Raw genomic sequence first — 19,062 nt, 5'->3', positions numbered from 1 at the left:
TTATATAGTGATCTGATTATAAATAGGATTCTTTAGAAAGAATTGAGCTAATAAATTCTCAGGTTATTTAAATGTCTTTATTAAAATTAAAAAGATAAATTGACTATTACCTTTTGAGAAAGTTTTTTTGTTATATCTAATTTATTGATCTTGTTTTTGCTTTTGAACTCCATACAAAATTGATCTGAAATTACAAAATTAACAATACTAGAAACTTATTTTAAATCATTTTTTAGGGAATAAAAATGGTGCGGGCGGCGGGACTTGAACCCGCAAGGTCTTTGACCGGCAGATTTTAAGTCTGCTATGTTTACCAATTTCATCACGTCCGCGACGATGCGCTCTTCATAAGCTATATTATTTATTGAATCAAGAATTAAAACAAAAGAAAAATTTTCATCTTTTAATAAATTTTGACTGATAATGCTTGTCTTACAGTTAAAAATTTACACGATATCAAAAAACTAGAATAATGAGTGGTGCTATGAATAAATTTATCAAATGTATCGTAAAATCTGTGGTGGATTTGTGTAATATTTTTGTGAAAATAAAACATATAAGGCTCAGGTCTGTTATGTACTTCATTTGGGGAGCATTGTTTTTGCTAAGTGCTAGCAAACAAAGTTTTGCAAATGAGCCAACAATATTGCAAAAAACTGAGCTTTCAAATTTAGTTGCTGATATCAATAATGCTGTAAGAGATAAAAATTTTGCAGTTATTGCTGCTCATACGCCTGACCGGCTCTATAAAGAAGTAGCACGTCGATTAGGTATGGCAGAGGTTAGTTTATATAATAGTTTACTTGAAAAATTGCGTGATCAATTTGAGAATATTGCTGCTGGCGCCTACCATTTGGATGAAACTAAAATAGATTACTTGCAAACTAAGAATAGCACTTTTTATGCCCTGATTCCAACTACGCTTGAGACAAAAGATCGTATCCTGCAATATAAAACATTAGCAATTTTTGATGATAGCAAATGGTATTTAATCTATGGAGGACAAAAAACAGTACAAAATCCAGTATTTCTTGAAATTTATCCTACTTTAGATGGAATAAATTTGCCAAAGGAAACCATAATAAAAAAATAAATACAAAAGTATTCCTTTTTTTTAATGATTAATATTTTACGGGATTGGCGCAAATTTTTTGTTCTTATTTCAAGCATTCATTTTCAAAATTAAAGATAATAATCTCTATTGCTTAGATTCTTGAATAGTGTAATTTGGCTTGTGATCCGTTTATGGAGATTAAGCTAAAGAAAGATTTTATTTTGAACGTAGATAGAGAAAATGTTTTTACAAAATTGGGTTTGTCGACTCTTTTAATTAAAAATTTATTGAATGCTGGAATCAGTGAGCCTAAGCCTATCCAAGAACAGGCTATTCCAGTTATGTTGAAAGGGCGTGATATTTTAGGTATTGCGCAGACCGGTTCTGGAAAAACATTGGCATTTGGTCTCCCTATCTTAAGTCAGATTTTGACTTTTGGTGATAAGCGCTCTCCTAAGACTGCACGTGCTTTGATTTTGGTTCCTACTCGTGAGCTTGCTGTTCAGATTGAAGAAATGATAAGTGCTGTTGTGAAAGGCGCTCATCTTTCAACATGTTTAATTGTGGGTGGAGTGTCGCGTTTTAAACAAATTAAACGTATGGGAGCTGGTGTGGATGTTGTGATTGCAACACCAGGGCGTTTAATGGACCTTGTTCGCGAAAAATTTGTTGATCTTTCTCGGTCTCGTTTTTTGGTGTTAGATGAAGCTGATCGTATGTTGGATATGGGCTTTATTAACGATGTACGGCGTATCGCCAAACTTTTATGTAAAGAGCACCAAACAGCACTTTTTTCTGCAACAATGCCAAAGGAAATTAAAGAACTTGCCAATGGTTTGCTTAATGAACCAGTGAAAATAGAGGTCGTTCCTCAGGGAACTACCGCTGTAGAAATTACCCAAAAACTATATTGTGTCCCTAAAAATGAAAAAAGAAATATTTTAAATAGGCTTTTGGTCAATCCAGATTTGATTTCCGTTATTGTTTTTATACGAACCAAACATGGTGCTGATGCTATTACACGTTATTTAAAAAATATGGGACATGCTGTTGCAACGATTCATGGCAATAAATCACAAAATGCTCGGCAATCTGCATTGAAAGCTTTTCGCGAAGGATCCGTGAAGGTTCTCGTTGCAACCGATATTGCAGCTCGTGGTATTGATATACCAGGTGTCAGCCACGTTATTAATTATGATTTACCAGAGGATGCTGAAAGTTATGTGCATCGTATTGGCCGTACAGGGCGCAATGGTGCTTCTGGTGATGCTATTACGCTTTTTGATGAAGAGTCAGAGGAGTCACGTTTACGTGCTGTAGAGCGCATAATTCGTATGAAGTTAACGCGTGAAAATGTTCCTTTACAATATGAAACATATCCAGAAAAGCCATTTACGCTAGAAAGTGATGAGAAAGAGAATAGTAAAGAACGGCGTTTTAAAAAATCTAAAAGTTATAAGCAGACTTCTAATCGCTCAGATAGGGCTGTAAAGTTACATACAAGAGAGTCTTCATCTAATAAAAGTGAAAAACATGAAAAAGCAAAAGCGACTGCAAAACGTGCTAAGTCTTTTCGTTTTCGCAAATCAGTGAAGAAGGTAGCTTAAAATTGTAAAGGTTGTAAACTAAAAACTTTAATTTACACGCGTTCCTGGTGGTTAATAATATCTAATATTTCTCTCTTAACTACAAAGCAGAGCTCTATGTTGAAAAATTTTGTGATTTCACATTGAAGTTAGTGCTTTCGTTTAGAAAGATAATATCAATGGGATGAGAAGGGTAGCGATGATTATTATTGCATATGATTATGGTGAAGTTTTCTTTTAAGAAGCTTTAATGGTATGCACTAAATCAATGCATACCATGTGATTATTAATAAACTTAAATGTGATGCACTTTTGTCTCTATTTAAAAAAACATCAATAAAATCAAAATATTAAAATTAAGAATAGCATGGTGTTTTTAGATTTACAAAATTTTTCATTGTTTCAGCAACCTCTAATTTTCATTGAATCGCACATCTGCCACTATCACACTGATTAAGAAGAGAAGTTCTTGGCAATTGCCTATTGCCTCTTCTATTTTCTCCTTCTCCAGTGCAATTTCCTTGAGATATGTAAAGATTCAAAGAAACTTCATCTGTCCGAGCCATTTGATAAGTTACGAGTGAAAGAAGTCTTAGAGTGCCTCTATTTGAAAGATAATACATTAATCTTGTTGGAGTTGTTATTGGAGCAATATCACTTCTAAAATCTTCGAGAGAAAAGTCAGATATGTTTGTAGGGATTAATACAAGCCCTTGGTTTGTACTTAAAATGGGTTGAGCATGACCTATTATGTTTGAACTATCTCTATCAGAAGTGATAATTGAAATGTACCAGAGCGTGCCACTAGGAGCGTTCCAAAGATTTAGGAGCATGCGTCTCATTTCTTCTCGTGTTCTTGCCATAGTTGAAGGCCGCCAATTATACTGAGGTAACAACATTAATGCGGCTGAGCGAGTTACTCTGCTCGTTCGTGTATAACTATCTTCACCTACATGCCAAGGTAAATTAACGTAATTTTCTGTAGTTTGCAGTCTTTCTGCAAGTTCAGGAAATCTTTGACGAAAGGAGATAAATGGATCCCTATCTGGATGCGTATCAAAGAAGTATCCTCCACTTTGACGAGGTCCACCTATATTATCTTCCTGCAATTCAGCAAGCATTTGCAGAGTATGCAGCATACAAGGGCCACAAAAAGCAATATGTTCTTGACCTGCAACAGTAGAACTTCTAGCAATGTCATATAGTCTTTGTATCCATGCATCAGTGAGAGTAAAATCAGGAGGTAAAGACCGTTTACTTCGTGTCTTTGAAGTAGAAGTCTGTACGACATTTTCCTTTTTTCCCGGAGCAGGGCAATAGACAAGTGTATCCCCTAAATTTCCATTGACATAGCGACCCCAACGATCAAAATCATAAGCAAAAAGAAACTCAGATTTAGGAGAATTTTGAGTATCTTGTTTCAGGTAATCAGGTTTAACTGTGTAAGGAGACCCCCAACTAATACCATATTGGGTAACGCGTAAAAAATTACCCTGATGATCTAGGAGTGGCCCTTCGCGTCCGTATAATTGAGAAATATCCCAGAAACCAATGTCTTTGGTTTGAGAAACAGTATCATCACAAAATTTCCATCCTACCCAATTCCAATTATCTGAAGTGGATTGTTGGGAAGTCATGCAAGATAGTACTCCCGTGGAAGGAAAATATCTGAAAATATGGCCATTGTCTGGATTGTAATATAGATCAAAAACATCTGATCTAGATCCATAGTCTGTAATATAGTAGGTAGAGAAGCTAGAGCCGCTTACAAATTTCCATCCGATGAAAGTTTTGATATTACTATTGACCGGAGTAGCAATAATCTTTGCCCATGAATCCATCATACTCAGGGTATGATCATAGTAATCATTTTTGTTTTTTGAGATGTAAGCGTACCATTTATAGTCTTTAACGCGAAATTTTTTATCAGCTGTATAAAATGCATTGCCTTCAATGATCCATTGTTGGTTGGGATCATTGATCACACAAGGTCTTAATAGGAGATAATCCCAATCCTCTGTAGATTGTCCACCAATCCCTGTAACGGAGCTAGGAGCAGTCATGCATAACCAAACATTATTGACATTCCAAGCGACTCTTTTAAAGAGGTCATATCGAGCAAATTTAACGCTGGCAGAAGAGCAATAGGTGATGTAAACATAACTTTCCCCATTCACAAATGCTGGGGCATAGCAATATTCTCCTCCTGTATGGACCTTAACGTGAATAGATTTATCATGAGGATCGTCAGGTTTTTTTTGTGGCACAGGAGCTGCAGAAGAGGTATGAATAGTCATTAACAGGCTAAAGAAAAATAAAAACGGTTTCAGTTTCATTTTTTTGTTTCCTTTGTGACCTCCCTCCCACTATGATGCTGGTAAGTTAATTAGAAAGTTATGCTTTAGACCTTCCTCAAAGAACAGTTTATAGTGTGCTTATTAAATTTTATGATGATTTATATTGTTTGCTTTCGTGACAAACATACTTAGATATCAATAAATCAACAGCAGAGCACTGATTATGTAATAGTTGACACATTTTCTTATGTTAGTGATCCTATTCTCACTAAGAGCTACAATTAGGATTAAAGAGCTATCCATAAAATTTGTCAGACATGTTAAACCTTAGCCGATTTATATAACTGGTATATGCTTTGTTCTGAAAGTTAAAAGAATATAGTTTATAAAATTTGATTAATGAAGATATCTAAAGTTGAAAATATTGCGTTCAAATTAATTGAAGCGCGATATTATAAAGATTTAGAGAGGAAGAAGTAAATACAGTCATTTTAGTAAGGTAGGCTGGTGTTTTTGTTTTATAAAGATTGTTCTGTAAGAGAAATTAGCACAATTTTTGAGATATTTATATCAAACGAGATTTGATCTTTAATTCAAACACTAGAAATAATGAAATAGGAATTAACTATCTATAATCTTAAAAAATAAATTATATCAGACTATTAAATATAAAACGGTATAATATTTCCAGAAAACATAGGGCACAAAAAAACTATCCAGAATATCAGTGTGATATTTCTATGAATTTGTCTGTAAGGCTTACTCTTGGATGGTACCTTAATATGAATAGAACTGGAATATCTGTCGAATATGCGGTAATTTTAAACATAGATTGGTATAAATAATTAAACTCCCTCTGGTTATGGAATAGATGAGAGTTATAATTTGGCATTTATTTGGTGATGGGAAATTGTGAGAGTGCTAGAAGAAAAAGGAATCGCACTAAATAAGAAAGATACTCTTCCTCGTTTTATTCATCTGAGAGTACATTCAGCTTATTCACTACTTGAAGGAGCTATAAAAATCCCACAGATTGTTCAGCACGCGGTTTCTGATAATGCACCAGCAATAGCTATTACGGATACGAATAATTTGTTTGGTGCATTAGAGTTTTCACAATATTGTTTTGCTGAGGGTATCCAACCTATTATCGGATGTCAGATTGCTATTGATTTTGGTGATAAAGATGATCATTCACGTTTAGCTAAATATCACTATCCTTCGGATTTTCCTTCTGTCGTGCTATTTGCTGCCAGCAAAACAGGTTATGCTTGTTTGGTTCGTCTTGTGAGCCGCGCTTATCTTGATGAGCATAACACTAATTTCCCTCATATTAAAGCTGATTGGCTATTATCACAAAGTGAAGGCATTATTGCTTTGACTGGTGGCTCAGGTGGTCCCATTAATTTGGCTTTAGCAGAAGATAAGAAAGAGTGGGCCATTGAGCGCTTAATGGATTTGAAGAGGATTTTTGGTGATCGTCTTTATATTGAATTACAACGTCATGGTTCTTACGATCGAAAAGTTGAAGCTGAGCTTATTGATTTGGCTTACGTGCATCAGATTCCTCTTGTTGCAACGAATGAAGCTTTTTTTCTTAATAAAAAAGGATATGAAGCTCACGATGCACTGATGGCAGTTGCGGAAGGACAAGTTGTTTCTAATCCGAATCGCAAACGTGTAACACCGGATCATTATTTAAAATCACAAGATGAAATGGTTACGTTATTTTCTGATCTTCCAGAAGCTTTAGAAAATAGCGTTGAAATTGCGTTACGTTGTCATGCTTTTACACCAATGCGAAGTCCAATTTTGCCTCGTTTTACAGAGCGATCTGTAGATTCAAATGCTGCGCTAGAAGAAGATAAAGAATTGATAAATCAGGCAAAAGATGGTTTGAAAATCCGCCTTGAAACAATTGGTTTAGCTGAAGGCTATACACTTGCAGATTATGAGCAGCGGCTTGATTATGAGATTGCAGTTATTACACGTATGCAGTTTTCTGGTTATTTTCTTATTGTTTCTGACTTCATAAAATGGGCAAAACTTCATGGTATTCCTGTTGGTCCTGGTCGCGGTTCTGGTGCTGGTTCACTCGTTGCTTATGCACTCACTATTACGGATGTTGATCCGTTGCGCTTTTCTCTGTTATTTGAACGTTTTCTCAATCCAGATCGTATTTCTATGCCGGATTTTGATATTGATTTTTGCCAAGATCGACGTGAAGAGGTTATTCATTATGTTCAGAAAAAATATGGTTGCGATCAAGTAGCTCAGATCATTACATTTGGTAAATTACAGGCACGTGCAGTGTTACGTGATGTTGGTCGTGTTTTGGAAGTGCCTTATCGTCAGGTCGATTATCTTACAAAGTTAGTTTCTGCTACACCTGGAAATAATATTGAATTAGCACAGGCTATTAAAGATGAACCAAAATTTGCAGAAGAAGCAAAAAAAGAGCCTGTTATTGGGCGTATGTTGGATATAGCTTTGCAGCTTGAAGGACTTTATCGTCACGCATCAACTCATGCTGCAGGAATCGTTATTGGTGATCGACCTTTATCAGAATTGGTACCGATGTATCGTGATCCGCGCTCAGATATGCCAGTTACCCAATTTAACATGAAATATGTTGAACAAGCTGGGTTAGTGAAATTTGATTTTCTTGGTTTAAAAACCCTTACTGTTCTAAAAATGGCTGTAGATTTTGTTGCACGGAAGGGTGTAAAAATAGATTTATCGTGTATTTCTCTTAATGATGAAGAGACTTATGCCATGTTAGCACGTGGTAATACAGTGGGAGTATTTCAAGTTGAAAGTCCTGGTATGCGTAAAGCGCTTATTGGGATGAAACCAGATTGTATTGAAGATATTATTGCGCTTGTAGCGCTTTATCGCCCTGGTCCGATGGAGAATATTCCAACATATAATGCACGTAAACACGGGCAAGAAAAAATCACTTCTATTCATCCTAAAATAGATCATTTAGTTAAAGAAACACAAGGCGTTATTGTTTATCAAGAACAAGTTATGCAAATTGCTCAAGAGCTTTCTGGTTATTCACTTGGGGAAGCAGATTTATTACGCCGAGCTATGGGGAAAAAGATCCATAAAGAAATGCAAAAACAGCGTACGCGCTTTGTGAGTGGAGCTGTTGATCGTGGTATTGATAAGGATCAAGCTGACATGATCTTTGATCTTTTAGCGAAATTTGCAGATTATGGTTTTAATAAATCGCATGCTGCTGCTTACGCAATCGTCTCATATCAAACAGCTTATATGAAAGCACATTATCCGGTTGAGTTTTTGGCTGCCTCTATGACATATGATATGATGAATGCCGATAAATTAAATGATTTTCGGCGTGAAGCATTAAGACTAGAAATTCAAGTTATTGCACCTTGTGTGCAAACATCGCATCGCATTTTTGAAATTGGAGAAAATTGCATATATTATTCTCTTTCCGCTATTAAAGGGGTAGGAGATTCAGTGGTCGATCACATTGTTGCTTGCCGTGGGAATAAACCTTTTAAGGATTTAGAAGATTTTTGTGGGCGTATTGATCCTCGTGTTATTAATAAGCGTGCGATGGAAAGTTTGATTTATGCTGGTGCCTTTGATTGTTTTGGTATTGCCCGTGAGGTTTTATTAGCAAGCCTTGAAACTCTCAATGCGCGTGCTATTCGCATTTTTGATAACAATTCTAGTGGGCAGACTGATATATTCGGGATGGTGGATGGGCCAAAAGAGCCTTTTATTTTATCACAGGCAACTCCTTGGTCTTTAGCAGAAAAACTTCATCATGAATTTCAGGTTATAGGTTTTTATTTTTCTGCTCATCCATTGGATGAATACCAAACTATTCTTGCTAAAAAACGCGTTCAGACTTGGAATAATTTTTCTAATGCAGTTAAAGGTGGAGCAACAGCTGCTCGTCTTGCTGGAACTGTTGTGACAAAACAAATTCGTAAAACAAAATCTGGTAAAAAAATAGGGATTATCCAGTTTTCTGATACAAGTGGGCAGTATGAAACGGTTATGTTTTCTGAGGGGCTTGTTGCCTATGAAGAAATGCTAGAACCTGGAAAATCTTTTATCATTACAGTGAGTGCAGAGAACCGTTCCGAAGGAATTAGTTTACGTCTTGAGACAGCTCAATCCTTAGAAGAAGAAGCGGTACAACATCATAAAATGATGCGCCTTTTTATAAACACAGTCGATATACTTTCACAAATTGAACAAAATTTAAATTCCGGTGGTAATGGAGAAGTAGGAATTGTTTTGATTCAAGAAAATGGATCACGAGAAGTAGAAGTCTTACTTCCTAAGCGATATAAGGTGAGCTTAAATGTAGCGCGTGCTATAAAAACGCTTCACGGTGTTCTTGATGTAGAGTTGAACTAACAGAAAAATGGTGCAAATGTTTTCTTATGTTTATTGATAGGAATAACCGTTAAATCAAAGTCATTTGTAGTTCGTATCGGATAAGTTTTTTACTGCAGGGTTGTTTGTTACATTCATTGCGTCATGATTGTAAAGCCAATCAAGATTAGACATGATACTCTCAGATGTGCGGATTTTCATGATGAAGTTACGTGCGATGGCTAAGGGCCCCGTTGCATGATACATCAGTCTATTAAAGTCTCCACGTTTTTTGACGGCTGTGATGCGGGGTTTGCGTATTGTTTCGTAGAGTGAAGCAGCTTCAATAAATGAAAGATTATTGTAAGAGAGCAATTCTGCTAATGTGGCAGCATCTTCTATCGCCATAGCAGCGCCTTGTGCTGCAAAAGGAAGAGCTGCGTGTGCACAATCTCCAACAAATACTTGATTCTTTAAGCCTAAAAAGCGATCATGTTTCATTTGAAATAGTGGCCAACAGCTCCACTCATCAATAGAGTCAAAAATTTGAAGAATTTTAGGATTCCAGCCATTAAAGAGAGATTTGAGTTTATCTTTTTGTCCTTTCTGTTTCCATTGTTTTTTTAGATTTTCTCCATGAGTAATCGCTACAAAATTAAAAATTTTTGTTGATTGAATAGGATAAATAACAAGATGGTTTTTAGGTCCTATCCAGGCAGTAATTGTTTCTATATCCTGTAATAAAGAACGGAAGCTTTTTGGAAGATTTTCAGAGAGTGTTGTGACACGCCAGGCAATGAAATTACTAAAATCCGCTTCTTCATGAAAAGGTGCCAATTGTCGTAACTTTGACCAAACACCATCGCATCCAATAAGAAGTGGCGTTGAATAAAATTGGTGTTGTTGTGCTTTGCTTGATCCTTCGGTTTTTATTGTTTCTATATTAATGCTATTTGTTGCAGTTTGAGTAGCTGATATAATACTCTCACCTGGTTTATGTTTGATAAGAGGGTTTTTAATAACGGCATTGTATAAAATTTTCTGTAAATCGGCTCGATGAATCGTAATATAAGGAGCCTTCCAATGTTTTTTAGATAATTTAACAAGGTCAACATGCAGGTGTGTTTTTAAAGATACACCGTCTTTTAATTCAAGAAAGTGGGGCTGAACACCTATTTCGATAAGTTGGTTAAGAATTCCCCAGTGAGCAAGAATACGTGTTGCATTTGAGGTAAGCTGGATACCAGAACCGTCATTATCAAGTTTATTACGTTTTTCGATAATGGTACTTGCAATTCCTTTATGAGCAAGTGCCAAAGCAGAGCTTAAACCAGCAATACCGGCTCCAACGATAACTGGTGATTGGTGCATGGACATTTCACTATTGGGAAAATAGAAATAGATTACCGCATATTATTTACATGATATGTGCACCCTGCTGGGTTAGTTTGATTATGCTGTAATGAAGGATTATAGCGGTAAAGGGTTGAACAGTAAGGGCAAATCTTTTCATCAGCTGCTCCCATGTCTATAAAAATATGAGGATGATCGAATGGTTGTGTAGCACCTACACACATAAATTCTTTCACACCAATTTCAATTATTTTATAGCCGCAGTCATTTTGAAGATGAAGAATGTTGTGATCAGCCATAAGTATATAAATTCCTGATGCATTGCCTAAAAAGGAACAATTTAGACCATATGTTTCATTACTCTGTAATAAAATTCATTATAATACAAGCTACTTTTAAAGACAATTTGCAAATAAAGAGAGTTTTCATTGTTTTGCATAGTGTAAAGTAAAATTAATTATTGATATGCTGCCATAGGTAAAAATTGAGTATCACCTATTAATAGAGAATATGCATGACTAAATTAATGGTCATATTTTGATGAAGTTTATCAGTCCGAAACACCCTTATAGACAAGAAATAGAATTTCTTTCAATTTAAGTATGATGGATTTTATCGTTGATATTGCTAGCTTTTCTAGCTAAATCAAATCCAAATTAGAACTAGTCTATAATAGATTTACGTTTTTATGTATGTTGATAACACATTTTCACGTAAAAACTTCTTCTACAGATTCGAGATCCTTCATTGTTATTTGCCCATTGTTAAAATAAAATCCTAATTTTCCTTTTAGCATTTGTTCAGCTTTTTTACCAAAGATTTCATAACGCCAACCATTCATAGTAGGAATATTTTGAGTCATGGTTCTCGTGGCGATTTTTTCTAAATCATTGGAAGTTGCAATAATTGTCGGTGCAATATTATTTTTATTCGCAACGAGCTTTAATAACACTTTAAGGAGATCGATTGCAGCAGCTGTTTTATCGTCGATAGGATTATACTTAGGAAGAGCAGGTAAAGTAGAGGTGTCGACTTCTAAGCTTTCATGAACAATTTTGATTAATGCCTGTGTCATTGATGGATGATGCCAACTCTTGTTAATATTGCGCAAACATTTCAATGCATACTCGTCTTTCGGTTTTTGGATCGCAATTTCGATAAGGCATTCGTCTTTTATGATGTGGCGACGCGGAACATTATATTTCCGTGCTTCATGTTCACGCCAAGCTGCTATTTTTTGTAAAATGGCAAATTCACAGGGTTTTTTAACTCTTCCTTTCACTTTTTTCCATGCTTCATCTTCTGGGATATCATAAGTCGTTGGTGTTGAAAGAATTGCCATCTCACCGTCCATCCAATGAAAGCGTTTACTTTCTTCTAACTGCTTTTTCAATGAAAGATAAACGTCTCTAAGATAGGTGACATCAGCAAGTGCGTAGAGTATTTGTTTTTCAGAAAGGGGGCGACAGCTCCAATCTGTAAAGCGTGATGATTTATCAAGATGCTGTCCGGTGCAATGATATACAATTTGATCATAGGAGATAGAATCACCAAATCCGCAAATTGCTCCTGCAATTTGGGTATCAAATAGAGGGAAAGGAATGATTCTTCCCAGATGATAAATAATTTCGATATCTTGGCGCGCAGCATGAAAAACTTTGACAATGTTTTTGTCTATCATCAAATCAAAAAATGGCTGTAGATCAATATCTGGAACCATCGGATCAATAAGTGCTGTAGAATTTGGCGATGCAAGCTGGATAAGGCATAGCTGAGGCCAAAAAGTTGTCTCACGGATAAATTCAGTATCCACTGTTACAAAATCAGAATTACGCAAAGTGGCAATAGCGATTTCAAGATCTTTTGTCTTCGTAATAAGTTCCATCATTTTATCATAGCAAAAGAGATTAAATTTGTCTTTTATAGTTTTTTTTCTTGGGCTTTTGGGTCATATCTTGACAAATGGCATTTAAAAAGCGTTTGTAATCAATATGAAACAAATTTACAATTAAGGGCAAAAACTATGCACCGTTATCGCAGTCATAATTGCGCCGCTCTTCGTAAATGCGATGTAGGAACACAAGTTCGTCTTTCGGGATGGGTTCATCGCGTTCGTGATCATGGCGGGATTCTTTTTGTTGATCTACGTGATCATTTTGGAATCACACAAATCGTTGTTAATCCTGATTCTTCAGCTTTTCAAATCATGGAAAAGGTGCGTTCTGAATGGGTTATTTGTGTAGATGGTAAAGTGTGTGCACGTTCTGACGAAGTAATTAATACGACTTTGCCAACCGGTGAAATTGAAATTTTTGCAGATGAAATTGAAATTCTTTCAAAGTCTGATGAACTTCCTTTACCAGTTTTTGGTGAACCTGATTATCCAGAAGATATTCGATTGAAGTATCGTTTTCTTGATTTGCGTCGCGTAACTATGCACAAAAATATAATGCGTCGTACTGAAATTATTTCTTCTATAAGACGGCATATGCAAGACAGCGGCTTTACAGAATTTACAACTCCACTTTTGACAGCTTCATCACCAGAAGGGGCACGCGATTTTTTGGTTCCAAGCCGTATTCATCAAGGAAAATTTTATGCACTTCCTCAGGCTCCTCAACAGTATAAACAATTGTTAATGATGTCTGGTTTTGATCGCTATTTTCAAATAGCTCCGTGTTTTAGAGATGAAGATCCACGAGCAGATCGTTTACCAGGAGAGTTTTACCAATTAGATATTGAAATGAGTTTTGTTGAGCAAGAAGACGTTCTTGCAACAATGGAGCCTATTATACGTTCTGTTTTTGAGGAATTTTCAGATGGAAAGCTTGTAACACAGAGCTTTCCTCGTATTTCATATGATGAAGCAATGCGTAAATATGGTTCAGATAAGCCCGATTTGCGTAATCCAATTATCATAGAAGATGTTTCTCAGCATTTTTATGATTCTGATTTTAAGGTTTTTGCTCAAATTTTAGCGAATAATGAGAATGCACAAGTGTGGGCTATTCCTGCTAAAACAGGTGGAAATCGTGCTTTTTGTGATCGTATGAATGGATGGGCTCAAGGTGAAGGACAGCCAGGTCTTGGGTATATTTTTTGGCGTAAAGAAGGTGAAAATTTTGAAGGCGCTGGTCCTATCGCTAAAAATATTGGTGAGCAGAGGACTGAAGCTATTCGTACACAGCTTGGGCTTAAAGAGGGAGATGCTTGTTTTTTTGTTGCTGGTGATCCGAAGAAATTTGCATCTTTTGCTGGTGCTTCACGTACGCGGATAGGAGAGGAATTAGATCTTATTGATTCTAAATGTTTCTCTTTTGCGTGGATTGTTGATTTTCCATTTTTCGAATGGAATGAAGATGAGAAGAAGATTGATTTTGCGCATAATCCTTTTTCAATGCCACAGGGAGGAATGAACGCAGTTGATAGTCAAGATCCTCTTACCATCAAAGCTTTTCAGTATGATCTTGTATGTAATGGTTATGAGATCGCATCAGGGGGAATTCGTAATCACTCTCCTGAAATGATGTTGAAGGTTTTCAATCTTGCTGGGCTTTCTAGAGAAATAGTCGAAGAGCGTTTTGGTGGTCTATATCGTGCATTTCATTATGGTGCTCCACCGCATGGTGGTATGGCAGCTGGTGTTGATCGCATTGTTATGCTTTTGCAGGGAGTAAAAAATTTACGTGAAATTTCTTTATTCCCCATGAATCAACAAGCACTTGATCTTTTAATGAGTGCTCCATCTGATGTTTCTGCTACACAGTTGAATGATTTAGGGATTAGAATTTTTCCTAAAGTTAACAATGCTTAGTAAGACCTTTTTATGACGCTGATATAGATGTAATTTGTGTAGAGATTATTTAAACTTCTATTATTGAAGGAATTTTGTAATGTTAAGTCTGTTTTTGATTGGTGTTTATAAGGTCAATTAATTTCTCTATTTTTTTATCATCATTAATGTAAGAAACGTAAGAACTGGCAGGTTTTTTGAGGTGAAAGGCTCTATCTTAATACTATGTCTGATAAAATTGATGAGGAACATATTGAGCCGATAGAACTACGTTCTGCTTTGCAAGAACGTTACTTGGCTTATGCATTATCTACCATTACACATCGTGCTTTACCTGATGTACGGGATGGGTTAAAGCCCGTGCATCGGCGTATTATCCATGCCATGCGCTTATTAAAACTTAACCCTGCACAATCTTATGCTAAGTGTGCACGGATTGTAGGTGATGTTATGGGGAAATTTCATCCTCATGGTGATGCCTCTATTTATGATGCATTAGTTCGTTTGGCACAGGACTTTGCTGTCCGTTATCCATTAATTGATGGACAAGGAAATTTCGGTAATATCGACGGTGATAATGCTGCAGCTATGCGTTATACAGAAGCACGCATGACTGAAGTAGCAGAATTGTTACTTGAGGGTATCAACGAAAATGCTATTGATTTTCGTTTAACTTATAATGAAGAAGATGAAGAGCCTATTGTTTTACCAGGAGCTTTTCCTAATCTTTTAGCCAATGGTTCTTCAGGGATTGCTGTTGGTATGGCAACATCTATTCCGCCGCATAATGTTGCTGAATTATGCGATGCAGCGCTGCATTTGATTGCTCATTCTGATGCGAGCCATGAGGACTTAAATCAGTTTGTACTTGGTCCTGATTTTCCAACAGGTGGCATTTTGGTTGAGCCCAAAAAGAGCATTGAAGAAGCTTATCGTACAGGACGTGGTTCATTTCGATTACGTTCACGCTGGCATCAAGAAACAGGTAACCGTAACTCTTATGTGATTGTTATTACTGAGATACCCTATCAAATACAAAAGTCTCGCCTTGTTGAAAAAACAGCGGAATTGTTGCTTGCACGACGTCTGCCAATGCTTGAAGATATTCAGGATGAATCGGCAGAAGATGTCCGAATTGTTCTGACTCCTAAAAATCGCACTGTTGATCCTGAACTTTTAATGGAGTCACTCTTTAAGCTGACTGATTTTGAAGTGAGGTTTCCTCTCAATCTCAATGTGTTAACTTTAGGAAAAACTCCTAATGTTCTCTCTTTGCGTGAAAGTTTGCAGCAATGGCTAGAACATCGTCAAGAAGTTCTCATTCGTCGTTCAAATCATAGACTTGGGCAAATTAACAGCCGGTTAGAAATTCTTCATGGATACCTTATCGCTTACTTAAATCTTGATAAAGTTATTCAGATTATTCGGGAAGAAGATGAACCGAAAAAGGAACTGCTTACGCATTTTCAATTAACAGAAAATCAAGCTGAAGCTATTCTTAATATGCGGTTGCGTTCTTTACGTAAGCTTGAAGAATTTGAAATTCGTAAGGAATTTGAAAATCTTAAAGCTGAAGAAGAAAAATTGCAGGCATTATTGGGATCTAATGTAAAACAATGGCAAATGATTTCGGAAGAAATCAAAAAAGTTCGTAAAAAATTTGCTCCTGAAACTTCATTAGGAAAAAGACGTACAACATTTGAAGATTCACCAAAGCGTGATGTTGATGATATTTACCAGGCAATGATCGAAAAGGAACCGGTAACTATTGTTATTTCTGAAAAAGGTTGGATGCGCGCTTTAAAAGGTCACTTAAATGATTACAAAGCCCTTTCCTTTAAAGAGGGGGATTGCTTAAAATTAGCATTTCCAGCATTCACCACAGATAAAATTGTGGTGGTGAGCACTGGTGGAAAGTTTTTTACTATTGGTGCAAATACCTTGCCTGGAGGACGAGGACATGGTGAGCCAATTCGTATTTTAGTAGATATGGATAATGAGCATGATATTTTGACAGCTTTTGTACATAATGCGCAGGGAAAATTGCTTTTGGTTTCATCTTATGGAAATGGCTTCATTATTTCTGAAACGGAAGTCATTGCTAATACCCGAAAGGGAAAGCAAATTATGAATGTAAAATCTCCTGATAAGGTGAAACTTTGTATTCCGGTTAAGGGAGATCACATTGCAGTGATTGGAGAAAATCGTAAGATGCTCATTTTTCCTATTGAACAAATACCAGAAATAAGCCGTGGTAAAGGTGTTCGTTTACAGCGTTACAAAGATGGTGTTGTTGTTGATGCAAAAACCTTTAATTTGTCAGAAGGGTTAAGTTGGCAAGATACAGCTGAACGCAGCTTTAATCGTCAAGCTGATGAGCTTATTGAATGGATGGGGACGCGCGCTGGAGCAGGCCGCTTGCTTCCAAGAGGATTTCCAAAGTCCGGAAAATTTACTAACTAATATAGTAAGTATACCTATTTTAGCTGATAAAAAAACGCAAAAATGGATGTTTTTTAAAGTAAGGTATTAATACAATTAAAAGGCTATGAATTTTTGTTTATGGTATAGTTATGTTTCCTCAGATATTTCTTTCATACAAAAACGCTCTTTTTCAGTCCATAGAATAAGAAGAATAGCACTGAGACTAAGAAAGAAAAATCCTGCCGAATTGATGATTGTTGTTTCATTAAAACGTTGTGCAATCAAAAAACCAAGACTTGTACCAATGGATGTTTGAAAAAAACCAGTTACAGAAGATGCAGTTCCGGCAATTTCCCCCAAAGGTTCGAGAGCAAGCGTGTTGAAATTAGCTAAAATCCCACCACATGCAAACATCAGTGTGCAGTATAATATCATATAAAAAGGAAAAGGGACAACACCACCTGTTAGGATTGATGCAATAAACCAAATAAATGAAGTAACGCAAAATAGCACGAGCATACTATGGGCAATACGCCGCATTCCAAGATATTGAACAAGTTGAGAATTAAAAAAAGATGATACAGCTTGAAATGCAGCACCGACAGCAAAAGCAACAGGAAACCAAAATCCTAAATTATAGATTCCTTCATATATTTGTTGTGATGTATTTACGGATATAAAGACACAGCCTAAAATAATAGAAGTAGCAAGCGTATAACACAGCGTAGTGCGATTAGTAATGACATACCGTAAGTTATTTTTTACAGAGAAATAAGAAAGAGGGCTCCGTGTATGTAACGTTTCAGGCAAGCGCAGTTGAATCCAAATCATCATTCCAAAGCCGAAGATTCCCATAAATATAAAAATAAATTTCCAGTATCCAAATAACAAAATTATTTGTCCTATTGCAGGTCCAACCATTGCTGCAATAAGAAAAATCATCATGGTTATCGACATCACTTCTGCCATTTTTTTTCCGCTGTAGAGGTCGCGTATAATAGCAGTTGTAAGCACACGTATCATTGCTCCTCCAATACCTTGCAAGATACGCAGAATTAATAACATAGGTAAACTTGATACAAATACACAACCAATCGCTGTAAATGAATAAAAAGCAAGACCAATAAGGACGAGATTACGTCGACCGTAACGATCACTTATTGGTCCAAAGAGTATTTGGGTAGCACTATAGCTAATAAGGTAACACGAAATGATATAATGCTGATCATTTTCATTTGTAGCATGTAAGCTTTGTAAAATATCCGGCATAGCCGGCAGCATAATATCAATGGCTATGGAATTGATTGCCATAAGTGCTGCAATGACAATAATAAATTCTTTATATCCAATTTTTGATTTGATTGCATCTATATGCATGTGTTCGTCGACACAATGTGACATATTTATCCTTGATAAAAAATTGCGACCGAACAACTCTCTCTATAAGAATAAGAGGCTAACAAAATCAGAGAGATTATGACGCACTAAAGGGAATGTTTTTTTCTTTTAGCAAATTTTGTAATTCATTGCACTGAAACATTTCTTTAACAATATCACAGCCACCAATAAATTCACCTTTAATGTAGAGCTGTGGGATTGTTGGCCAATTTGAATAATTTTTTATTTCTTGACGTAATTCACAAGAGGCTAAAACATCAATTCCTTTGTAATCTAATCCCAAATAATCAAGAATCTGAACAACTTGCCCAGAAAATCCACACTGTGGAGAGCTCGGTGTTCCTTTCATGAACAAAATGACATCATTTGTTTTAATTTCATTGTCAATAAAATCGTGAGTAGGAATCATTTTTATTTTCTTAATATCTTGATTTTTGAGAATATAAACTTGTATCAACTATCATTCTAATCGTACTGATGGAATAAATGCAAGGAGAAAGTTTTAGATTACGAAGGAATATGTGTTTGCAGCGCTAAAGCATGTAACATACTGCCCATGTTCCCTTTAAGAGAATCATAGACCATTTTATGTTGTTGAACTCTATTTTTGCCTCGAAAGCTCTCTGAAATAACCTCTGCAGCATAATGTTCACCATCCCCAGCAAGATCATGAATTGTCACTTTGGCATCGGGAATTCCTTCACGAATGAGGGTTTCTATTTCATGGATACTCATTGCCATGGTTATTTTCCTCTATATTATTTATGATTTTTGTAAAAGTTGTATGCAGAAAAT

Annotated in this window: 12 protein-coding genes and 1 tRNA gene; 5 read left to right on the top strand and 8 right to left on the bottom strand. The window is 36.1% G+C overall.

From position 1 onward, the window contains the following. Positions 1 to 246 precede the first annotated feature (246 nt). Positions 247 to 332 (bottom strand) — tRNA-Leu (locus BARBAKC583_RS04295). A gap of 242 nt (positions 333 to 574) precedes the next feature. Between BARBAKC583_RS04295 and BARBAKC583_RS04290 the strand changes: the two genes are divergently transcribed. Then, entirely contained in the window at positions 575 to 1,093 is a 519-nt protein-coding gene (locus BARBAKC583_RS04290) for a hypothetical protein (protein ID WP_011807371.1), read from the top strand. 152 nt (positions 1,094 to 1,245) lie between these two features. After that, positions 1,246 to 2,661 carry a DEAD/DEAH box helicase gene (locus tag BARBAKC583_RS04285; RefSeq protein WP_005767280.1) on the top strand — a complete coding sequence of 472 codons (1,416 nt, stop codon included), beginning with the start codon at positions 1,246 to 1,248 and terminating at the stop codon, positions 2,659 to 2,661. Positions 2,662 to 3,059: 398 nt separating this feature from the next. On the opposite strand, the gene BARBAKC583_RS04280 is transcribed toward BARBAKC583_RS04285, so the two are convergent. Continuing rightward, a complete protein-coding gene (locus BARBAKC583_RS04280; protein ID WP_005767279.1) occupies positions 3,060 to 4,976 on the bottom strand; it encodes a DUF1561 family protein in 1,917 nt (638 codons plus the stop codon). An 879-nt stretch (positions 4,977 to 5,855) separates the two neighbouring features. Here BARBAKC583_RS04280 and dnaE point away from each other — a divergent pair. Then, positions 5,856 to 9,341 carry a DNA polymerase III subunit alpha gene (gene dnaE / locus BARBAKC583_RS04275; protein WP_005767278.1) on the top strand — a complete coding sequence of 1,162 codons (3,486 nt, stop codon included), beginning with the start codon at positions 5,856 to 5,858 and terminating at the stop codon, positions 9,339 to 9,341. 60 nt (positions 9,342 to 9,401) lie between these two features. Here the strand turns inward: dnaE and BARBAKC583_RS04270 are convergent, their stop codons facing one another. The 3 genes from BARBAKC583_RS04270 to rnd form a co-directional block, all read right to left on the bottom strand. Then, on the bottom strand, positions 9,402 to 10,670 hold the full coding sequence (locus tag BARBAKC583_RS04270) for an FAD-binding protein (RefSeq protein ID WP_005767277.1): 1,269 nt from the start codon (positions 10,668 to 10,670) through the stop codon (positions 9,402 to 9,404). A 32-nt stretch (positions 10,671 to 10,702) separates the two neighbouring features. Then, positions 10,703 to 10,951, bottom strand: coding sequence for a zinc-finger domain-containing protein (locus BARBAKC583_RS04265; RefSeq protein ID WP_005767276.1), 249 nt, complete (start codon positions 10,949 to 10,951; stop codon positions 10,703 to 10,705). A gap of 410 nt (positions 10,952 to 11,361) precedes the next feature. Then, positions 11,362 to 12,540, bottom strand: coding sequence for a ribonuclease D (gene rnd, locus BARBAKC583_RS04260; protein WP_035453088.1), 1,179 nt, complete (start codon positions 12,538 to 12,540; stop codon positions 11,362 to 11,364). Between the two features lie 135 nt (positions 12,541 to 12,675). Between rnd and aspS the strand changes: the two genes are divergently transcribed. Both aspS and parC read left to right on the top strand, forming a co-directional pair. Beyond that, the gene (aspS, locus tag BARBAKC583_RS04255) at positions 12,676 to 14,466 is read left to right on the top strand and encodes an aspartate--tRNA ligase (RefSeq protein WP_005767274.1); all 1,791 of its coding nucleotides are present in this window, start codon (positions 12,676 to 12,678) and stop codon (positions 14,464 to 14,466) included. Positions 14,467 to 14,670: 204 nt separating this feature from the next. Further along, positions 14,671 to 16,908, top strand: a complete 2,238-nt coding sequence (gene parC, locus BARBAKC583_RS04250; RefSeq protein ID WP_005767273.1) for a DNA topoisomerase IV subunit A — start codon at positions 14,671 to 14,673, stop codon at positions 16,906 to 16,908. A gap of 108 nt (positions 16,909 to 17,016) precedes the next feature. Here parC and BARBAKC583_RS04245 read toward each other — a convergent pair whose 3' ends face one another. The 3 genes from BARBAKC583_RS04245 to BARBAKC583_RS04230 form a co-directional block, all read right to left on the bottom strand. After that, positions 17,017 to 18,270, bottom strand: a complete 1,254-nt coding sequence (locus BARBAKC583_RS04245) for a multidrug effflux MFS transporter (RefSeq protein ID WP_005767272.1) — start codon at positions 18,268 to 18,270, stop codon at positions 17,017 to 17,019. A gap of 73 nt (positions 18,271 to 18,343) precedes the next feature. Next, positions 18,344 to 18,676 carry a Grx4 family monothiol glutaredoxin gene (gene grxD / locus BARBAKC583_RS04235; protein WP_005767270.1) on the bottom strand — a complete coding sequence of 111 codons (333 nt, stop codon included), beginning with the start codon at positions 18,674 to 18,676 and terminating at the stop codon, positions 18,344 to 18,346. A 98-nt stretch (positions 18,677 to 18,774) separates the two neighbouring features. Continuing rightward, positions 18,775 to 19,008 carry a BolA/IbaG family iron-sulfur metabolism protein gene (locus BARBAKC583_RS04230; RefSeq protein WP_005767268.1) on the bottom strand — a complete coding sequence of 78 codons (234 nt, stop codon included), beginning with the start codon at positions 19,006 to 19,008 and terminating at the stop codon, positions 18,775 to 18,777. Positions 19,009 to 19,062 lie beyond the last annotated feature (54 nt).

The sequence above is a fragment of the Bartonella bacilliformis KC583 genome (assembly GCF_000015445.1).
Lineage (GTDB): Bacteria > Pseudomonadota > Alphaproteobacteria > Rhizobiales > Rhizobiaceae > Bartonella > Bartonella bacilliformis.
Note: the sequence above shows the minus strand (reverse complement) of the source record. Positions and strands in the feature narration are given on the sequence as shown.

Bases quoted from the DNA above. Each gene is read 5' to 3' on its own strand.
- BARBAKC583_RS04290 (WP_011807371.1), top strand. From the start codon at position 575: ATGTACTTCATTTGGGGAGCATTGTTTTTGCTAAGTGCTAGCAAACAA.
- BARBAKC583_RS04285 (WP_005767280.1), top strand. From the start codon at position 1,246: ATGGAGATTAAGCTAAAGAAAGATTTTATTTTGAACGTAGATAGAGAA.
- BARBAKC583_RS04280 (WP_005767279.1), bottom strand. From the start codon at position 4,976: ATGAAACTGAAACCGTTTTTATTTTTCTTTAGCCTGTTAATGACTATT.
- BARBAKC583_RS04270 (WP_005767277.1), bottom strand. From the start codon at position 10,670: ATGCACCAATCACCAGTTATCGTTGGAGCCGGTATTGCTGGTTTAAGC.
- BARBAKC583_RS04265 (WP_005767276.1), bottom strand. From the start codon at position 10,951: ATGGCTGATCACAACATTCTTCATCTTCAAAATGACTGCGGCTATAAA.
- rnd (WP_035453088.1), bottom strand. From the start codon at position 12,540: ATGATGGAACTTATTACGAAGACAAAAGATCTTGAAATCGCTATTGCC.
- aspS (WP_005767274.1), top strand. From the start codon at position 12,676: ATGCACCGTTATCGCAGTCATAATTGCGCCGCTCTTCGTAAATGCGAT.
- parC (WP_005767273.1), top strand. From the start codon at position 14,671: ATGTCTGATAAAATTGATGAGGAACATATTGAGCCGATAGAACTACGT.
- BARBAKC583_RS04245 (WP_005767272.1), bottom strand. From the start codon at position 18,270: ATGTCACATTGTGTCGACGAACACATGCATATAGATGCAATCAAATCA.
- grxD (WP_005767270.1), bottom strand. From the start codon at position 18,676: ATGATTCCTACTCACGATTTTATTGACAATGAAATTAAAACAAATGAT.
- BARBAKC583_RS04230 (WP_005767268.1), bottom strand. From the start codon at position 19,008: ATGGCAATGAGTATCCATGAAATAGAAACCCTCATTCGTGAAGGAATT.